The sequence below is a fragment of the Bacillus pinisoli genome (assembly GCF_023036475.1).
Lineage (GTDB): Bacteria > Bacillota > Bacilli > Bacillales > SA4 > Bacillus_BS > Bacillus_BS pinisoli.
The window spans coordinates 424684-444412 of the sequence record NZ_JAJQKI010000002.1; the positions used below are offsets into that span (position 1 = coordinate 424684).

The 19729-nt window shown below is 36.1% G+C and carries 18 protein-coding genes; 5 read left to right on the forward strand and 13 right to left on the reverse strand.

Annotated features, from left to right (window positions below):
* The first annotated feature begins 151 nt into the window (after positions 1-151).
* On the forward strand, positions 152-1213 hold the full coding sequence (ytvI, locus tag LT143_RS04555) for a sporulation integral membrane protein YtvI (RefSeq protein ID WP_246940307.1): 1062 nt from the start codon (positions 152-154) through the stop codon (positions 1211-1213).
* Between the two features lie 148 nt (positions 1214-1361).
* Here ytvI and LT143_RS04560 read toward each other — a convergent pair whose 3' ends face one another.
* The 8 genes from LT143_RS04560 to cyoE form a co-directional block, all read right to left on the reverse strand.
* Positions 1362-1871 (reverse strand): GNAT family N-acetyltransferase, encoded by a 510-nt coding sequence (locus LT143_RS04560; RefSeq protein ID WP_246940310.1) that lies wholly within the window; start codon positions 1869-1871, stop codon positions 1362-1364.
* A gap of 264 nt (positions 1872-2135) precedes the next feature.
* A complete protein-coding gene (locus tag LT143_RS04565) occupies positions 2136-2597 on the reverse strand; it encodes a DUF420 domain-containing protein (protein ID WP_246940313.1) in 462 nt (153 codons plus the stop codon).
* A gap of 74 nt (positions 2598-2671) precedes the next feature.
* Positions 2672-3547 carry a cytochrome c oxidase assembly factor CtaG gene (gene ctaG / locus LT143_RS04570; RefSeq protein WP_246940317.1) on the reverse strand — a complete coding sequence of 292 codons (876 nt, stop codon included), beginning with the start codon at positions 3545-3547 and terminating at the stop codon, positions 2672-2674.
* A gap of 144 nt (positions 3548-3691) precedes the next feature.
* On the reverse strand, positions 3692-4021 hold the full coding sequence (gene ctaF, locus LT143_RS04575; RefSeq protein ID WP_246940320.1) for a cytochrome c oxidase subunit IVB: 330 nt from the start codon (positions 4019-4021) through the stop codon (positions 3692-3694).
* A gap of 4 nt (positions 4022-4025) precedes the next feature.
* Positions 4026-4655 (reverse strand): cytochrome (ubi)quinol oxidase subunit III, encoded by a 630-nt coding sequence (locus LT143_RS04580; protein WP_246940323.1) that lies wholly within the window; start codon positions 4653-4655, stop codon positions 4026-4028.
* On the reverse strand, positions 4655-6538 hold the full coding sequence (ctaD, locus tag LT143_RS04585) for a cytochrome c oxidase subunit I (protein WP_246940401.1): 1884 nt from the start codon (positions 6536-6538) through the stop codon (positions 4655-4657). Before ctaD ends, LT143_RS04580 begins: the two co-directional genes overlap by 1 nt.
* Positions 6539-6564: 26 nt before the next feature.
* The gene (gene coxB, locus LT143_RS04590) at positions 6565-7602 is read right to left on the reverse strand and encodes a cytochrome c oxidase subunit II (protein WP_246940325.1); all 1038 of its coding nucleotides are present in this window, start codon (positions 7600-7602) and stop codon (positions 6565-6567) included.
* 308 nt (positions 7603-7910) lie between these two features.
* Entirely contained in the window at positions 7911-8852 is a 942-nt protein-coding gene (gene cyoE / locus LT143_RS04595; protein WP_246940328.1) for a heme o synthase, read from the reverse strand.
* 506 nt (positions 8853-9358) lie between these two features.
* On the opposite strand from cyoE, the gene LT143_RS04600 reads away from it, so the two are divergent.
* Positions 9359-10306, forward strand: coding sequence for a COX15/CtaA family protein (locus tag LT143_RS04600; protein WP_246940331.1), 948 nt, complete (start codon positions 9359-9361; stop codon positions 10304-10306).
* A 26-nt stretch (positions 10307-10332) separates the two neighbouring features.
* Here the strand turns inward: LT143_RS04600 and pyc are convergent, their stop codons facing one another.
* The 3 genes from pyc to LT143_RS04615 form a co-directional block, all read right to left on the reverse strand.
* Positions 10333-13773, reverse strand: coding sequence for a pyruvate carboxylase (gene pyc, locus LT143_RS04605; protein WP_246940334.1), 3441 nt, complete (start codon positions 13771-13773; stop codon positions 10333-10335).
* Positions 13774-13847: 74 nt separating this feature from the next.
* Positions 13848-15005, reverse strand: a complete 1158-nt coding sequence (locus LT143_RS04610; RefSeq protein ID WP_246940337.1) for an FtsW/RodA/SpoVE family cell cycle protein — start codon at positions 15003-15005, stop codon at positions 13848-13850.
* Between the two features lie 178 nt (positions 15006-15183).
* Positions 15184-15465 carry an Fpa/YlaN family protein gene (locus LT143_RS04615; protein ID WP_246940340.1) on the reverse strand — a complete coding sequence of 94 codons (282 nt, stop codon included), beginning with the start codon at positions 15463-15465 and terminating at the stop codon, positions 15184-15186.
* Between the two features lie 277 nt (positions 15466-15742).
* Here LT143_RS04615 and LT143_RS04620 point away from each other — a divergent pair, with 277 nt between their 5' ends.
* Positions 15743-16243 (forward strand): peptidyl-prolyl cis-trans isomerase, encoded by a 501-nt coding sequence (locus LT143_RS04620; RefSeq protein ID WP_246940343.1) that lies wholly within the window; start codon positions 15743-15745, stop codon positions 16241-16243.
* 124 nt (positions 16244-16367) lie between these two features.
* Here LT143_RS04620 and LT143_RS04625 read toward each other — a convergent pair whose 3' ends face one another.
* Positions 16368-17696, reverse strand: a complete 1329-nt coding sequence (locus LT143_RS04625; RefSeq protein WP_246940346.1) for a PhoH family protein — start codon at positions 17694-17696, stop codon at positions 16368-16370.
* A 274-nt stretch (positions 17697-17970) separates the two neighbouring features.
* Here LT143_RS04625 and LT143_RS04630 point away from each other — a divergent pair, with 274 nt between their 5' ends.
* Entirely contained in the window at positions 17971-18603 is a 633-nt protein-coding gene (locus LT143_RS04630) for a YhcN/YlaJ family sporulation lipoprotein (RefSeq protein ID WP_246940349.1), read from the forward strand.
* Positions 18604-18961: 358 nt separating this feature from the next.
* On the opposite strand, the gene LT143_RS04635 is transcribed toward LT143_RS04630, so the two are convergent.
* Positions 18962-19426 (reverse strand): pyridoxamine 5'-phosphate oxidase family protein, encoded by a 465-nt coding sequence (locus LT143_RS04635; protein ID WP_246940352.1) that lies wholly within the window; start codon positions 19424-19426, stop codon positions 18962-18964.
* A gap of 100 nt (positions 19427-19526) precedes the next feature.
* Here LT143_RS04635 and LT143_RS04640 point away from each other — a divergent pair, with 100 nt between their 5' ends.
* A complete protein-coding gene (locus tag LT143_RS04640; protein WP_246940354.1) occupies positions 19527-19727 on the forward strand; it encodes a YlaI family protein in 201 nt (66 codons plus the stop codon).
* Positions 19728-19729: the final 2 nt, after the last annotated feature.

The window sequence follows — 19729 nt, forward strand, 5'->3', positions numbered from 1 at the left end:
TATGAGAGAAATGAAAAATGGGCACTATTTTCTTAATAGTGTGTTTTTTACTGATGTTTTACATATATCACTGTTATTATTAAAATAATCATACTATAATTTAAAGTACAAACATGAACCGATTTCATTTGTGATAGAAAGGAGCGTCACTTTGTCTAACTTATTATCAAAACGTTTTCTCATTATAGCAATGATCATTATCATCGCTCTATTTCTTTTCTTATTTGTGCTTCCAATCTCTATTCCTTTAGTAGCAGCATTTATAACTGCGTTATTTTTAGACCCTATTGTCAAGTTATTGTTTAAAAAAACTAAGTTATCTAGAAGTTCATCTGTCATTATTATTTTTTTACTATTTATTTTACTTGTAGGAATAAGTAGTTATTTTATCACCACAAAAGTAGTAGGTGAAGGAATACAATTTGCGCAAAATGTTCCTCTTTATGTCAACGATATTAACAGAGCATGGTTTCTATTTGAAAACCGTATACAAAATGTAGCAGAAGATATGCCAAAAGAAATTGTAACCGAGATTACCCAACAGGTTCGTGACTTTCTAGAAGGAGTTAGAAAAAGCATTACTGATTCAGTCAACATTGACAACCTGAGACAAATTGTTACAAAAATTCCAAATTACTTAGTAAGTCTTCTTGTATATTTAATTGCACTTTTCTTATTTTTAATGGATTTACCTCGATTGAAAAAGACTGCTTTTAGCCATATGACTGATCGAACTGCAGAGAAAGTTCAGTTTATGTCGTCTAGACTTTCTTATGTTGTTTTTGGTTTTCTAAAGGCACAGTTTTTAGTTTCAATTTTAATTTTTGTTACTTGTCTTATTGGACTATTATTGATTGTTGAACCAGAAGTAGCAATCGTGATGTCGTTTATCATATGGATCATTGATTTTATACCTCTTATCGGTTCTATCGTCATTCTTGGTCCATGGGCTTTATTTCTCCTCCTTACAGGGAAAACGGTATTAGGAACAAAAATAGCCATACTAGCCGCCATCCTATTAATTATTAGGAGAACTGTTGAACCTAAAGTAATGGGGAATCATATTGGTCTATCACCATTATCCACCCTAATTGCCATGTATTTAGGTCTTGAGATTTTTGGATTCCTTGGTTTTGTTATTGGTCCACTACTATTAATCGGCTTTAATTCAGCTCGTGAAGCCGGAATTATCAGAATAAATTTTAAGTTATAATAAAGTTCTGAGACCTTGAAGAAATTCAAGGTCTTTTTATTTCTTTGTTCTTCACTTTTCGACCAATCATTTTTTTATAATCAATAGCCTTTCTGGTTAGGCTAAGATTTACATTTACAAGACTACTACCCAAAAAATACCCAGTTGCTTATTCATTATCAGCATAATGCAACTCCCAGTATAAAAACTCGCCATCCTTGGATGTACATTTCATTCCAAGTCGTTCAAATAAGCGAATAGCCTTATGATCTTGGACCTCACATTCTGTCAGGAACGAATGAACATCATGAACTTCTATTAGCCAGTCCATCATGGCTTCAACTGCTTCAAATGCTAATCCCTCGTCATTAATATTCCTAACAAGATGATAACTAAATTCTACAACACCATTCTTAGGCTTACCTCTCATCATAAAGTCACCTATTATTCGTTTTTCCTCATACATGATGATCATCCATATGCCCCACCCATATTCCTCCTGATCTGATTCCAATTGCTCAATATAAAACGGAAGCATTCCAATGAGTTGAGAAGAAGGCCAATCTTGAGGAATTTTAATAGGAGATCTTTTCTCAAGTTCTTTTCTGTATAAAACGAGAGATTTCGTTAAATCCAATGAACAAGGAACTAATAATAAACGTTCAGTAACAATTTCCAAAGATACTCTCCTCCTCACCAGCATTCTTTAGAAGAAGCTCTCATTACCCAAAATAGCTAATAAAGATCCAAGACTTCTCGTCTTGGAATTTTATCCTTAAAGGTCAAATAAGCCTAAACAAAGAAAAGGAGCATACGCCTTTTCTTTGTTTAGGAACATTTGTGTCGATGTTGTAGTGTGTTTACTATCCTACATGAACTAAAAAAGGTCATAGAATATCCTATTCTATGACCAACTTTACATATGACTTAATTATTGAATTCGTTAGTAACCCAGTATTGCCTTAATAACGGATGTCGTTTCGCCACCGTGATAAAAGACATAAAGTAATAAATAGACAGCAACTCCTGTAATAGCTGTAAAAAACCATATAATACTTGTCACAGGTCCTAGCTTTCTGTGCTTTTCTAGATTGTTCTTATAACCATAATAGAGAGTCGTTAAACCAAGCACTGCTCCAACTGTTGCTAGGGTTATATGGAAAATAAGAAATATGGTGTAATAAATTTTAATATCGTCAGGTCCACCAAACGACGTATTCCCAATAAAGATTGTTCTTGAAGCATAGATGATAAAAAAGATGATTGCAAACACAGCTGCTAGTGTCATTACTTTCTTATGTGCTTCTAAGTTTCTTTTTGAGATTAGAACCCAACCAATTGCCACTGAAATGGCACTTAACACAATGAAGGTTGTACTAATCGTAGGTAAAATAGGTAAATTCATATAAGCAATCCTTTCTTATACACAATCTCGGATTATCATCACTCTAGAGACTTTTCTAAAGTAATGTTGCAGCCCTAATTTAACTGTGGTCTTGCGTTAATCTCCAATTGATCTTTCTCTCTCTCTTTTTTAGCCCAGTTGAAAAAGATATAACCAAGAATAGATCCATAAACAATCTCTTGGACAACCTTCATTATAACTCCACCAAGTTGTTGGTCCTCAACAAGTGGGAACCAATTGAATAGTTCAGGAGTACTGATTGAAAGAGATGAGAGCATATCAGCCGGTACACATAACTCTAAAGCTGTCAGCCATAATGTTGGATCTGTATACGTACTATATAACGGCACTGAAGCAAAAATAATAAGTGCACAAGCCGGTGTTAACAGAACACCGTCTGCAAAGATATACCCAATTTTCTTGATAGGTGTTAAAGACTCTTCTTCCGGTAACGGATTAACAACTGGCCACCACATTAGAAATGCGCCAACTAACAGGATACTAGTAGTAATACTGTGTAGAACCATATCTGTTTTCACCACATCAAAAACTAAAGGTATATGATAAATCGAGAACAGTCCATTAAATAATAATAATGCAATTAATGGCTTCGTAAAGAACGCATACAAAGGACGTATAGCCTTTATATTAATAAACTCTCTTAAAAGGTTTTCCGGTAACCCTAATAGCATTAAAGGAGGAACAGCTAAGTATACAATGGCCATTGCAGTCATATGAGCACTAAACATTAAATGACCAAGCAGATCAAAAGGTCCACCCTTCATTAAGTATAACAAGATCATACTTGATAAAAAGAAGAATTGCTGCTTCTTTGATACTTGATATCCTTCCTTTCGAATAATATAGAAATAGATTCCAATTACAATTATCGTGAACGCCAGGAAAACTGGACTCCATAATGCTCTGAATCCAAAAATACTAATGTCCATATTGTCACCTCCAAAAGGAACTGATATTACGTAGTAAACATATCCATTATACAATAGTTCAATTTTTATGTTCAATGAACGTTATGTGAATTTGTTTAGGTAATATATAACAAAAGGATGAGCATTAAGCTCATCCTTTTCAACTTACCACCAAATGATTGTAACGAATGCAAGAACCGTTATAAGAGCAACTAGAAGACCTGAATAAAGGAATAATGCAGGACCCTCATGCCCCTTATGACTCATATGCATGAAATAGTAAAGCTGGAATATTACTTGAACGATAGCAAGTAATATAATAAATGGTACTGAAAACCAAGGTGAAAACTCTTCGTAGCCAACCGCTAAAAACGCGACTAATGTTAGAGCAATCATTAAAGCAAAAGTAATTACTTGATGTTTCATATCTTGCTTATTTTTCTTACGGCGATAGGCTAAATCTACAGTAGGGTTACCGGTTTGTTTTGTAGCCATATGTTTATCCCACCATCCCCATTAAGTATACTACAGTAAAAATGAACACCCAAACAACGTCAATAAAGTGCCAGTAAAGACTAGCAATATAGAATTTAGGTGCATTGTACAGATTTAAACCACGTCTTGCATTACGAACCATTAATGTAATGATCCACAGTAAACCAAAGGCAACGTGCGCACCATGGAATCCAACAAGCGTATAGAAAGCAGAACCAAATGCACTACTTGTAAACGTATGTTCAAATTCATGTACATAATGATTAAACTCGTAAATTTCAAGAACTAAGAAGGCTAAACCTAATAGTACTGTTACGAATAACCAAAGTTGCATTTTTTTGAAATCAAAATTCTTCATGTGGTACATTGCATACACACTTGTTAAAGAGCTTGTTAATAAAAGCATTGTAGCTAAGAATACGATTGGCATTTCAAACAGGTCTTGAGTAGTTGGGCCACCAGCCGTAGAATCCTTCAACGCTAAATAAGTTGCGAATAGAGAACCGAATAATACCGTTTCTCCTCCAAGGAAGAACCAAAAAGCTAAAAATTTATTTTTCCCTTCAAGGGTCGCTTTTTCGGGCTCAGCAGGGAATGTTTCAGCTGTTAATTTTTCTTCAATATGAGCTCCCATTATGCCTTGACCCCCTTGTCTTCATTTTCTAGATCTTCTTTATGGATATGGAATCCATGGTCATCAATAACTGAACGTAAGAACATCGAACCTAATGTAATACCCATACCTACAATTCCTACGATTAATGAAGGAACATTAACTGGACCATCTCCAGCGATATCGGCATACATAAATCCAAATGCTGCAACAAATAATCCTACAGACATAACAAAAGGTAAAATTGAAGGATTTGGCATATGAATATCTCCTACTGGTTCAGCTGGAGTCATTTCATTACGCCCTTCCATTTTTTCAACCCAAAGAGCATCTAATCCACGAACAAGTGGAGTTTGCTTAAAGTTATATTCTGGAGCTGGAGAAGAGATTGCCCATTCAAGCGTTCTTCCAGTACCCCAAGGATCATTCCCCATCTTCTTACCTTTTACTGAAGTGTAGATAACATTAATAACTAATACGATTGTACCAATTGCCATACCGATTGCACCAATTGAACTAATTAAGTTACCAAGTTCTAAACCTTGACCAGGTAAGTAAGTGAAGATACGACGTGGCATACCCATTAATCCTAAGAAATGCTGAATAAAGAAAGTTAAATGGAATCCAATTAAGAATGTCCAGAATGTAATTTTCCCTAAACCTTCATGTAGCATTTTACCAAATACTTTTGGCCACCAGTAGTGAAGACCTGCAAAAAGACCAAATACAACTCCACCTACAATTACATAGTGGAAGTGAGCTACTACAAAGTATGAGTCATGGTATTGGTAGTCAGCTGCAGCAGCTGCTAGCATTACCCCTGTTACTCCACCCATTAAGAATGTAGGAATGAAAGCAACAGCATATAACATTGGAACGGTAAAGCGAATTTGTCCGCCCCACATCGTTAATAACCAGTTGAAGATTTTAACTCCAGTAGGAACTGCGATTGCCATTGTAGCAACAGCAAAGATTGCGTTAGCAATTGGTCCTAAACCAGTTGTAAACATATGATGCGCCCAAACCATGAAACCTAAGAATCCGATTAATACTGTAGCAAATACCATTGCCGAATAACCGAATAGACGTTTCTTAGAGAATGTAGCAAATATTTCAGAGAATATACCGAAAGCCGGTAAGATTAAGATATAAACCTCTGGGTGACCAAAGATCCAGAATAAGTGCTCCCAGATAATAGTGTTACCACCAAGTGCTTCATTAAAGAAATTTGAACCAAATAAACGATCAAACATCATTAAGAATAGTCCAACAGTTAAAGCTGGGAATGCAAATAAGATTAAAGCAGATGTTACAAATGTAGACCATGTAAATAGTGGCATACGCATATAAGTCATACCAGGTGCACGCATATTAATAATCGTTACTAGGAAGTTAATACCCCCGATTAATGTACCTGCCCCTGAAATTTGTAAACCTAATACATAGAAATCTACACCATGTGTAGCACTTTCCATTGCTAATGATGCGTAAGAAGTCCATCCAGCATCTGGTGCTCCACCTAAAAACCAACTTAGGTTCATGAAAACTCCTCCGAAGAAGAATAACCAGAATCCTAAAGAGTTTAAGAATGGGAATGCAACGTCACGTGCTCCAATTTGTAAAGGAACTGCGGCATTCATAAATCCAAAAATTAGAGGCATGGCAGCGAAGAAGATCATCGTCGTACCGTGCATCGTTAAAATCTCATTATATAGTCCGGCACTAACAAAATCATTGTTAGGTACTGCAAGTTGGATTCGGATAAAAAGTGCTTCTAAACCACCGACTAGAAAGAAGAATCCTCCAGCGATGAAGTATAGAATGGCGATTTTCTTATGGTCTACTGTTGTTAAGTAGTCCCAGATTGTTGCGCCAACCGTATTCTTTGTTAACGTACTCACGATTTTACCTCCTTTTCAATGATGCTAAATTACTCTTCTACGGAAAGACCAAATAAATATTCAGTTAAAGCATCAATTTCTTCATTTGTTAATTCACCATAAGTACCAGTCATTTTATTCCCTGGCTTTAAAGATTCTGGGTCTTGTAACCATAACTTTAAGTTTTCTGGATTATGATCTAAGATACCAGCGATACGAGAGCGGTCTGCAAAGTTAGATAGATTTGGAGCTAAACGGCTTCCTTCATTACCAACAGCATGACATCCGATACAGCTAGATTGAAATAACTCTTCACCAGCTTGTGCAAGTTCAGTGTCAACAGTTGGCTCATTGTTAGCCATTTTATCAATCCATACATTAAATTCTTCTTTTGATACTGCTCTTACTTTAAAGTCCATTAAAGCGTGTGATGGTCCACATAACTCAGTACATTTACCATAATAGATTCCTTCGTCGTAAGCATGTAGCCACATTTGGTTAGTGTTGTCTGTGTTAGTGTCCATCTTACCGCCAATAGTCGGTACCCAGAAAGCATGTTTTACATCTGCTCCCTTAAGGTTAAAGTAAACTCTCTCTCCAGTAGGAATAACTAAATCCTGAGAAGTTACTACCTTATGGTCTGGATATTCAAACTCCCACCAATACAAGTACGCTGTAACGTTTACCACTAAAGCATTCTCATCACGAGTTTCAGGTTTCATTGGTGTTACGTCTGCTAATTTAAACGTATAAGCTACTGTAGGTACTGCTAAAATGATTAATAATAAGATCGGAATAACAGTCCACATAATCTCAAGCTTATGGTTTCCTTCTACTTGTTCAGGGATCTTATTTTCGTCCCCCTTCTTAGCGCGGAAACGGAAGAGAACATAGATAAAAATAATAGATACAATTAATACAACAACAACCATTATGATTGTACTAATCATCATGAGTGAATATTGCATTTCGGCTCCTTCGCCTTTAGGCTCCAGTGTCGTTAGAAACGGCTCACCACAGCCCGCTAAAAAAAGCGCCATCATTGTTACTAATGAAAATAAGCGCCACTTTAAGTGCCTTTGCTTCATAACGTAGTTAACCCCACTTTCCTTAAAATAATCAATTCTTAGTTGGTACGGGAACATCCCATCCCTGGATTTTCTAATATATAAACAAAAGGAATCCCGGTTTTAAAGCGCTTAAATACCTTATGTAACCGTACGATATGTTAGTTAGGCTTTAAGCTTTCAGAAGATAAAGAGTTTTTACTCTCTACTCCTGAATCAACAAAGTAAATAACCTGATGCATTACCTACTTTGCTGATTCAGGAGTCCACACAATGTGTGGAACCTTTTTAAGGTTAGAGAGACTCAAATACATTCTGAAGTTTCTTGTTTAGAAGAATGTAGCAATAATCATCGCTACAAACAGAATGGTCAAGTAATTAAGTGAATATACAAACATTCCAGTCGCCCACTTAATATCGTCCTTTGATTTATATCCCTTAAATCCAATGTATAGCCAACCTACATTCAAAAGAGTAGCTAGAACTAAAAAGACAGGTCCAAGTGAATATAAATAGAATGGCAATGGAAGTAAGCAAGCAATCCATACCATAATCTGTCTTTTCGTCATTTCAAAACCATGAATGACTGGTAGCATCGGAATACCTGCTGCTCGGTACTCTTCACATCTTCTCATTGCTAATGCTAAGAAATGTGGTGGTTGCCAGATAAACATAATCAAAAATAAAACCCAAGCCACCATATGGAGGTTCGGATCTACTGCTGCCCACCCAATTAAAGGTGGTACAGCACCGGAAACACTTCCGATTACTGTATTAATGGTGTAATTACGTTTAGACCACATCGTATATAAAACAACATAAGTGAAAGCACCAATTAAACCGATTACGGCAGCCATTAATGTTGTTAAAGCTAAAAGGGCAGTTCCTATAGCTGTCAAAATTAACCCGATCCATAATACATGTTTTGCCGAAAACCTTCCCGTAACAGTAGGTCTGGCTTTTGTCCGCTCCATCAAGTGATCAATATCACGATCAATATAGTTATTTAAACTACAAGAACCCGCTATAACAAGTGAAGTTCCAAGTAATGTGAACAGAGTAATGTCCCAATTCTGAAAGAAGCTAGTTCCAGTAAAATGAAAAGCCAGCCATAAACCAGTAAAGGCAGTAATTAAGTTAGAATTAATAATACCTACCTTAATCAATGCTTGAAAGTCTTTCCAGATGGATGTTTCAAAAGCATCACTCTGAGGACTTTCATGTTCAATTACATGCGAAGATGCTTCATCTAATGTCCTCGAATTTGCCATTATTAATCCTCCTTTAATGTAACAACACAGGCTATCCTACCCTATTATTCTAATCTACTGAGCAAAAGGATGCCTCCTGTATATTAAACCATAAATAGCTTCAAAATTGTGAAGGAGTTGTGTATGTTTTTTGTCTTTTTTGTGACTACCATATTATAACGTCACCTCTCTATATTATAAAAGAAAAATCCATTTTCATCATTATGAAACATTTGGTTGTTTTTATTTTCATAGATTATAGTATACTTAACACGGGTAAAGATAAGTTGAAAATAATTATCTCCACATTATATTTCTAGCAAAACTAATGACATTATTCAACCATTTTCATCATATTTACTCTATTAATTCCCGTTATTTCCTTCATATTATATTATTGACAAAACTATTTTTTACTGTTTACATTATTGTCACTTATTTTCCTTTGATATTTCGACATCTTTTATATATGATAACTATTGTGTGTTAATAATTGATTATTTTTTTCTAGAATGAAGGTGAGGCTTTTGAACCGATCTCTTAAGTGGTTTTCTATTATAACAACTATTGGCATGTTATTTGTACTTCTAGGTGGAGCCCTAGTTACGAAAACCGAATCTGGTGATGGGTGTGGTGATAGTTGGCCGTTATGTCATGGAGAACTGATTCCTAGCAACATAACTTTTGAGTTAGTTGTTGAACTCAGTCACCGTCTCGTAACTGGTGCTGTTGGTTTTTTAGTTTTAGCATTGTCCATTTGGACATGGCGCAAAATTGGGCATATTAGAGAAGTAAAGTTTCTATCTATACTCTCCTTCTCATTTCTCGTTTTACAAGCATTAATAGGTGCTGCTGCTGTTGTCTGGGAACAATCCTCAGCCGTATTAGCGTTACACTTTGGTATTTCGCTTATATCATTTGCAGCCGTTCTACTACTAACATTATTAGTATTTGAGGCCGATCAGGAGCACAGTAAGACACATCTTGTGATTGATAAGCGAGTGCAGTTTCATATTATTGGAATTATTCTCTATTGTTATGTGGTAGTTTATACAGGTGCTTTTGTACGACATAAAAATGCTAGCTTAGCATGTCCAGACTGGCCAATCTGCAATTTCAATCAAATTGGATTACCCACTCAAATGCATGAATGGATTCAAATGGGACACAGATTAGCAGCCGGATTATTATTTATTTGGATTATTTATGCTACTTATATTGTTCTAAAGCATTATAAACATCAAGCTCTAATTAAGTGGAGCTTTATCATTGCTGCAACACTAGTAAGTCTTCAAGTGATTAGTGGAGCATTAGTTGTGCTGACAAGACTTGAATTTATCGTAATTGCTCTTTTACATGCACTCTTTATTTCTTGTCTATTTGGGGTATTAAGTTATTTAGTTCTTCTGGTGACTAGAAGTAAATATAGTCAAAAGATAAATAAAGGTACTGCTTCAGAATCTGCACAAATTTAAAAGCGAGGTGTACACCTCGCTTTTTTTTATTTGGCTAATTCTATTAATAAATCACCAGTCTGTACTGACGCTCCGTCTGTTACATGTATTTCTTTTATCGTTCCAGAGAAGGTGGCTTGAACAGTTGTCTCCATCTTCATGGCTTCAGAAATCAATAAGTGATCCCCTTTTTCAACTTTTTCACCTTTCTTGACTAGAACCTTAACAACTGTTCCTGGCATAGTTGCAGCAATATGATCAGGATTTGTACGGTCAGCCTTCTTATTTACTGCTACCGTTGATTTAATACTTTCATCTTTTATTAGTACTTCCCTCGGTTGGCCATTTAGCTCAAAATACACAACACGTGTTCCATCAGCTTGTGGCTGACCTATTGAAACTAACTTAACAATGAGTGTTTTACCTTGTTCGATCACTACTTCAATTTCTTCACCCAGTCGCATTCCATAGAAGAATGTTGGAGTGTCAAGAACTGATACATCACCATACTCATCCACTACTTTTTGGTAATCCATAAATACCTTTGGATATAACGCATATGAAATCATTTCATGGCTTGTTGTTTGGCGATTAAGTGTATGAAAAATAGATTCCTTTAATTCATGGAAATGAATCGGCTCAAGCAATTCTCCAGGACGTACAGAAATTGGTTCTTTCCCTTTAAGGATAATTCGTTGAAGCTCTTTTGGAAAACCACCGTGTGGTTGACCGAGATATCCTTCAAAAAGTTCTACTACTGAATCAGGGAAATCTAATACTTCACCTTTTTCATATATGTCATCCTCGGTTAAATCATTTTGAACCATATATAAGGCCATATCTCCAACTACTTTGGACGAAGGAGTTACTTTTACGATATCACCGAACATATCGTTAACACGGCGATACATCACTTTTACTTCATCCCATTTTTCACCAAGCCCTACAGCTTTAGCCTGTTGCTGAAGATTACTGTACTGTCCACCTGGCATCTCATGCATATACACTTCTGGATGAGGTGCATTCATTCCACTTTCAAAATCAGCATAATATTTTCTAATATCTTCCCAATAATGTGATAACTGTTCTAACGCTTGGTTATTCACACGAATGTTCCGGCTTGAACCTTCTAAAGCATAATAAAGTGAATTCCCACTTGGTTGTGAAGTTAAACCAGCCATTGAACTAACAGCTACATCAACAATATCAACACCCGCCTCAATAGCTTTTGCATAGGTGAAGATACCATTACCACTTGTATCATGTGTATGAAGATGTATTGGAATAGAAACAGTGTCCTTAAGTGCAGAAACTAAGGAATAGGCCGCTTGCGGCTTTAGTAAGCCGGCCATATCTTTAATCCCTAATATATGTGCTCCTGCTGCTTCTAACTCTTTTGCCATAGACACATAATAATCAAGATCATATTTTACTCTTGTTGAATCACCTATATCCCCTGTATAACAGATGGCTGCTTCTGCTAGCTTACCTGATTCACGAACAGAGTCAATAGCTAAGGTCATCCCTTTCACCCAGTTCAGGCTATCAAAGATTCTGAATACATCAATACCAGCTTGGGCTGACTTTTCTACAAATTCTTTAATTAAGTTATCCGGATAGTTTTTATATCCTACAGCATTGGATGAACGTAAGAGCATCTGAAATAGTAGGTTAGGAACTCTCTCTCGTAGACTAATTAATCTGTCCCAAGGATCTTCTTTTAAGAAACGATAGGCAACATCAAACGTTGCTCCTCCCCACATCTCTAATGAGAATAAATCAGGTAATAATCTAGCTGTTGGTTCTGAAATGGCTAAAAGGTCTTTCGTTCTCAGCCTAGTTGCAAGAAGAGATTGGTGAGCATCACGGAATGTAGTATCTGTTAAGAGTACATCTTTTTGATCTTGAACCCATTTTACGAGTCCATCTGCTCCACGCTCATCTAAAATTTGTTTTGTTCCACTTGGAACAGGTTCCGTTAACTTTACCTTAGGAATTCTCGGTTTTTCAAATACAGGTTTTTTCTTCTTTTCAATACCTGGAAAACCATTAACCGTTACAGTACCAATGTAGGAAAGCATTTTCGTTCCACGGTCTTTACGATTAGGAAATACGAATAGTTCAGGAGTCGTATCAATAAAGGAAGTATCGTATACACCAGAAAGAAAATCCTTATGCTTCATCACATTCTCAAGGAATGGAATATTAGTCTTAATCCCTCTAATTCTGAACTCTTTTAAGTTTCTCGTCATTTTTGCTGCAGCTTGGTCAAAGGTTAGAGCCCATGTTGAAAGTTTGACTAATAATGAATCATAGTGTGGCGTAATAATCGCCCCTTGGAAACCATTACCAGCATCAAGTCTTACTCCAAACCCTCCGCCTGTGCGGTATGCCATAATCTTTCCTGTATCAGGCATAAAGTTGTTTAATGGGTCTTCTGTTGTCACACGAGATTGAATAGCATATCCATGTGTTTTAATTTCATTTTGAGGTGGAATTCCGACTTTTTTACTATGTAGCAAATGCCCCTCTGCAAGCAAGATTTGAGTTTGAACGATGTCAACTCCTGTAATCATCTCAGTGATTGTATGCTCAACCTGTACTCGAGGATTAACCTCAATGAAGTAAAACTCATCACCCTTTACTAAATACTCTACCGTACCTGCGTTTATGTAATTTACATTTTTCATTAACGCAACAGCTGATTCACAAATACGCATTCTTAATTCGTCTGATAAAGAAACACTTGGAGCAAGTTCAACGACTTTTTGATGTCTACGTTGGACAGAGCAATCACGTTCAAATAAGTGAACAATATTGCCACTAGCATCTCCTAATATCTGCACCTCGATATGCTTTGGATTTTCAACGAATTTTTCAACATAAACTTCACTACTACCAAATGCCGCTTTTGCTTCAGATGTTGCTCTTTCGTACGCCTCTTTTACACCTAATTCATTTCGAACAATTCTCATCCCTCGGCCGCCACCACCAAGAGCCGCTTTAATCATAAGTGGATATCCATGAGTTCTACCAAAATCAACGATATCGGATAAATCCGAAACAGGACCATCACTTCCAGGTATAACAGGGATATTGGCAAGGATAGCCTGCTTTCTTGCTTTTACCTTATCACCAAACATATCAAGGTGTCCGGATTTTGGACCAATGAAGATAATTCCTTCTTCCTCACATCTTCTAGCAAAATGGATATTTTCTGATAGAAAACCGTAGCCAGGATGAATTGCCTGTACTCCGTTTTCCTTCGCAATCTCAATGATCCCTTCAATATCTAGGTATGCATCAATTGGTTTTTTCCCTTCACCAACAAGGTATGCTTCATCTGCCTTATAGCGATGATAGGATCCAGCGTCCTCTTTTGAATAAATAGCAACTGTTCTAATATCCAGCTCTGTGCAAGCCCGAAAAATTCGGATGGCTATTTCCCCTCGATTTGCTACTAATACTTTTTCAATTTTAGTTGTCATTTGCTGCCACTCCTTTTTGATAACAGTAATATGTAAATTGAAGGATCTTCTAAATTTACAGAAGCCTTCTTATTCTATGCTGCTATGTCTTGGTGTAAGCTTTTGTGCTTTCTGTAGTTAACAAACATTGAAATATTTACTAGTATTCCCATCGACATCATTAAAGCTAAAAGGGATGATCCCCCGTAACTAACAAACGGCAAAGGTACACCAGTGATAGGAAGTAACCCAGTTAATGCTCCTAGATTAACAAATGCTTGTACACTAATCATACTAGATACTCCAATCGCTAATAAACTTCCAAATGAATCATCACATTTTCTAGCGAGTAAGAATCCTTTTGTTACAATAAAGCAGAGTAATAAAAGGACAAAGCCAACTCCGAAGATACCTAATTCCTCTGAAATAACTGCCATAATGAAGTCAGTATGCGCTTCTGGCAAGAAACCTGATTTTTGTATACTATTACCTAATCCAAGTCCAGAAACCCCACCGGACCCAATTGCTATATAAGAGTTTATCAGTTGCAGCCCATCTCCTAATGGATCAGCAAAAGGGTTATAGGCAGCACCAAAGCGAGATAATTGTTCATCTGAAAGGACTTCAAACTTAACAGCAAAGGGAATAAGTATTCCTAATATTAACCCTCCAAGTCCTAGTAACTTCAGAACATTTTTCATATTCATACCCGAACATAAAGTCATAACAACTGCAATCATGGCAATAAGTGCTGCTGTTCCAAGGTCAGGCTGAAAGAAAACTAAAGCAAAGATAATAACGGTAAATATTAAAGGCGGAAGTACGGCTGTACCAAAATCATTAATATATGTTTGTTTCTTTGAAAATATAGCCGCTAAATATATAATTACCCCTATCTTTACAAATTCTCCTGGTTGAATTTGTACAGGACCTAAAGAGATCCAACTCTGTGCGTTTTGAGCAGTTTCCCCGACCATAAATACTAAAAGTAGCATTCCAATCGAGCCAAATGCTATGATTTTAAATAATTTAAAATATAAGCGATAAGGCACAATCATCATGACTATAAAAGCAATAAATGCGACGATCAGTGAAAAGCGTTGTCTTACAAAGAAATGATCAAATTGATAGTCATATCTTGATACAGCAATGATACTACTTGAACTATAAACCATGATAAGACCGAAGGAACATAATAGTAATAGAGCAATAACGATTGAATAATCGTATAACTGAAACATTTTTTTCAGCATCAGGATCTTCCTTATTTCGTAGTTTATCTTATTTTACTATAAAAAGATTACGCGTTGGGACAAAATCCCTTAAAAAATTATAATTTTCTTACTCTTTTGGGTTTGCATCTAACAGTTCCCCCCCAAAAAAAGAAAAACCTAACTATTAGATTAACAGTTAGAGTTTTTAATTGGTAACCTATTTATTTGTAAATGCATCGTGCAGTATTGAAAGTTCTTTTTCTAACTTATCTATGAGTTCTTTGCCCAAGCTCTCTTCTACAAGACCTAATCTAACAGCAAAGTCAATCTCTCTAGATAGTCCGAACATTTGAGTATCAAGAACTTCTTCATAAAGAGGACATTGAGGCATGGTTAAGTTATCCATTTGCACCTTGATCAACTTTAATATTTTCTCTGCATCTGCTTTTAACAATTCATATGCTTTTTCGCGATGGTCAATCGCAATCTCTGGCGTCAATAGAATCCCTCCGTTCTAAGGGCGATTGCAAACTTGTTCCTTAAATCTTATCGTGATATTTAAAAAAATGCAAGAAAAATAGCTAGAAATACCCTAATAAGTCTATACAATATAACCTAATTTTAATATACTCTTATTCTGTTCAAAAATGGTTAGATCTTGCTCCTTTACTTTCAGCAACGATCTTGAATCAGATCTCTCCGTTAGCCAAAAGAAGAATTAATAAGTATACTTATATTTAGTACTTTTCAATCAGAATACAAAAGGGTGGATCAAATTGGAATCAATTATTCTTCTAAAAGGAAAAGTTAAGTTCTCACTTACAATAGATCCAAGTGTTTGGATTTTTGATGAGCGTAAGGTTGATTTAACTACATATTTTGACCAAGAAAGTCAAGAACTCGACGAACTCTCGGTATATACTAAGGCTGTATCTGAGCATTGGGATCGTGAAATTAAAGAAGGGGCACAGTTGCCTTCCTCTAACAAAAATACTAGCAAAAAGTACGAAAAAGAAAAGCTATTAACTGGTACATTTGGTATACCGGTAAAATATTTTCTAGAAAACGCTTTACCTGATCCAACTGCATCACAAGTTATCGTTAAGACCACTGAGAAAGATTATGTGTTAACGTTCGAAGAGGTTTATAACGGTTTATTCGGATTTTCAAAAAATGGTAAACCACTCACTGAAGATGGACCCGCGCACTTCTATTTTGGAGATGGTTCAAATCGTGAAAACCCATTAAAGCATATCACTGCTCTCATAATTGAGTAATCAATCATATCGTAACTTAGGTCCCACACAATGTGTAGGACCTTTTTTTAAAGGGTTGTACTAAAAAGTATACACCCGCATCTTGAAGGGAATCTTTTTGAAGGCATCTTTTTAGTTGAACAAACTACAACAAGTCTGCAGCAAGCTGAGCAAGACCTGAACGTTCCCCCTTCACAAAGCGAACATGTCCACTGATTTTTTGATCCTTAAACGATTCGACAACATAAGTTAATCCATTATTGTATTCATCTAAATAAGGATGATCAATTTGCGCTGGATCTCCCATTAGCACGATCTTACTTTTTTCACCAACTCTAGTTAGGATTGTTTTCACTTCATGCTTCGTTAAATTTTGAGCTTCATCTATAATAATAAACTGTTCAGGTATACTTCTTCCACGTATATACGTTAGAGCCTCTACTTCAATAGAGCCCATGCCAGCCAATATGGCATCTAACTCACCTGGTTTCTTTGTATTAAATAGATATTCAAGATTATCAAATATAGGTTGCATCCATGGTCGTAGCTTTTCTTCCTTTTCTCCAGGTAAGAAGCCAATATCTTTTCCAACCGGTACGATAGGTCTTGCTACAAGTAATTTTTTATAGATGCCTAAATCTTCTGTTTGTAATAGACCAGCTGCAAGAGCAAGAAGAGTCTTTCCTGTTCCTGCTTTCCCCATTAATGTTACAAGTGGAATATCTTCTCGTAGCAGTAATTCTAGTCCCATAATTTGTTGTACATTTCTTGGTTTTATTCCCCAAATAGGCTCATTATTATGAACCAATTTTTTCACTTTTTTACAAGCTGGATCTACCATCCCTACTGCAGAACCAGAATGAACAAGGGCATCCTTTAAGATGACAAATTGATAAGGATAAAAAGGATGATTTGCCAGTTCTGATGTAAGAATTTCTCCCTTCTCATAAAACCGGTTAAGCACATCAGTTTGTACATAAAGTTCAAGATAACCAGTGTAAATATGATTCAATTCTACAACCCTGTCACTTAGAAAATCCTCAGATTGGAGCCCTAAAGCATCTGCCTTTACTCGCACTAGTACATCTTTACTTACTAAAATGACAGGCCGTCCATTTTCTTTTGTTTCTTCTTCGAGTGAAAGATTTTTCGCTACTGCTAGTATCCGATTATCATTTGTTTTCTCAATAAAAATCTCTTGCAGTTGGTGAAAAGAACGGTGATTTAGTTCAATACGGAAAGTACCCCCATTTTCTAACGGTACCTTCTCATGTAATCGACCATTTTCTCTTAGCTTGTCAATCATTTTGGAAACTTGTCTTGCGTTCCTTCCGATTTCATCCATATTTCGTTTTTTCGAATCTACCTCTTCTAAGACTACTGCTGGAATAACTACTTCGTTATCCTCAAAAGAGAAGATAGACAGGGGGTCTTGCAACAATACATTTGTGTCGAGTACATAGATTTTACTCAAATTTCCGCCTCCTGACTCCGCTTTTTCTTTGTATATAACGCGCCTTTATATAGGATATGAAGGTCTATATAAAACCGTTATAATCTGCAGCTTACGATAGCAACACTGCCTACCGTTTTTTTAATAAAGGAGTGAAAACTGTGTGTAAAAACAGTTGAACACTGCTGGTACACCACCTGCTTTAATATATGTGTACATGAATAAAGATAGAAGAAATATTAAACAATATTAGTAATAGCAAGTTAAGAATAATGTCAAAAAGGAGTGAAGATACTTGAAGTACATGATATATACAGCATTGCTTTTCTCACTGTTTATAAGTGGGTGTGCAGGTAATGAGGCCCAAACAACTAAAAAGAGTAATGAGCAATCACCAATTCAAGTTAAAAATCAAGTAAGTGCTAAAGATGAGGACCGAAGTGCAGAAGAAATCGCAGAAAATTTGGTGAGTCTTGCATCTAGTGTCCCTAATGTAAATGATGCTACAGCTCTTGTTGTAGGTGACCTTGCAGTTGTAGGGATTGACGTAAACTCAAAAATAGATCGTTCAAGAGTTGGAACAATCAAATACTCTGTAGCAGAAAGCTTAAAGCATGATCCACACGGAGCAAATGCCATTGTCATTGCAGACCCTGACACCACGGTAAGACTGAAGGAAATGGGGAATGAAATACAGCAAGGTCGCCCGATTAGAGGTATTATGGACGAGCTTTCAGCAATTGTAGGAAGATTAATGCCAGAACTACCTGCAGATATCTTTGAGAATAATCAGCAAGAACCAACAGAGACTAGTGAAAATCAGCTACCAGAAGGAAAAGAAAAAGAACTTGATAAGGAACAACAGGATCAATCCAATAATCACATAAAAGATCGCAATAACCCAAAGGTACCAAATCCGAATGATTAAAGCTTAGTAATGTATTTTACTAAGCTTTTTTTTGGTTATTATCTCGTTGTTGTTTATCTTATTAATCAGATGATAAGCGCATGCAAGTAAATTTCCTTACTACTGCCCTACAATTGTGATAATTGGATTGTTTGGGCAACACCTATTCGGCAATTCCACGAAAATATCCTATATTTCAGCATGTTGATTGGTTTTTTCACGATAAATTTAGTTATTTCACGATTTAAAAAGTTATTTCATCATGTTTCACCTTAATTCCACGAAAACAGGAAAAATAAAAAAGCAGCGATGAGCTGCTTTCACTTAACGGTCTGCATGGGATCAAGATCATACTACTAAGAAGCCACATGCTAAACAGCTATACAATAACGGTCTTTTTTAAAGCCTCCATTACTTGACGATCAAGCTTAGTAGCCGCCTCTAAGTCATAGGTCTTTTCATATTTCGGACCGGCTAATATTTTTGAGCCATAGAACATAACATCTCTTACTTCACTTATTTCTAATTCGACTAATGCCAGTTTTAATGGAATATTTAATATTTTTTCTTCTTTAATAAAAGCTTTTCCGTTTATGGAATACGTACTCTCAGCAGCAATTAATGTTAAGACAACTAGCGGATTCATTCTTATGTTCTCCACAATTCTAGATCGATTGTCAATGGCAAATCGAACGCATTGTGGATGAGGTGAATACACCCAAGAAAGAGCATGAACATTCGGCCCACCTGTCTCATAATCAACCGTCGCTAATGTAAGAAACCTTTCTCGTTGAAGGTAATCATATAAATCTGCAGTAAGCGTAGACTCTACACGATTTGCCAATAACCATCCCTCCAAATATACAATATGTGAAATCATATTTAGCTCTTCCATATTTATGCTATACTGTTTAAAAGAAGATTTCAACAGCTGAGGTGGAGAAATGAGAGTTAAGTGTGTACTCTGTGATAAAATTGAATCAATCAATGATGAAACACTAATCGCCAAACGATTAAGAAACCGTCCTATCCATACATATATGTGCAACCCCTGTCACGACAGAATCGAAGAAAAAACAAAAAACCGCCTAGCAACAGGCAACTTCCGTTTATTTAAAGAAAAAAAACTAAAAGAAGATTGGTAAAT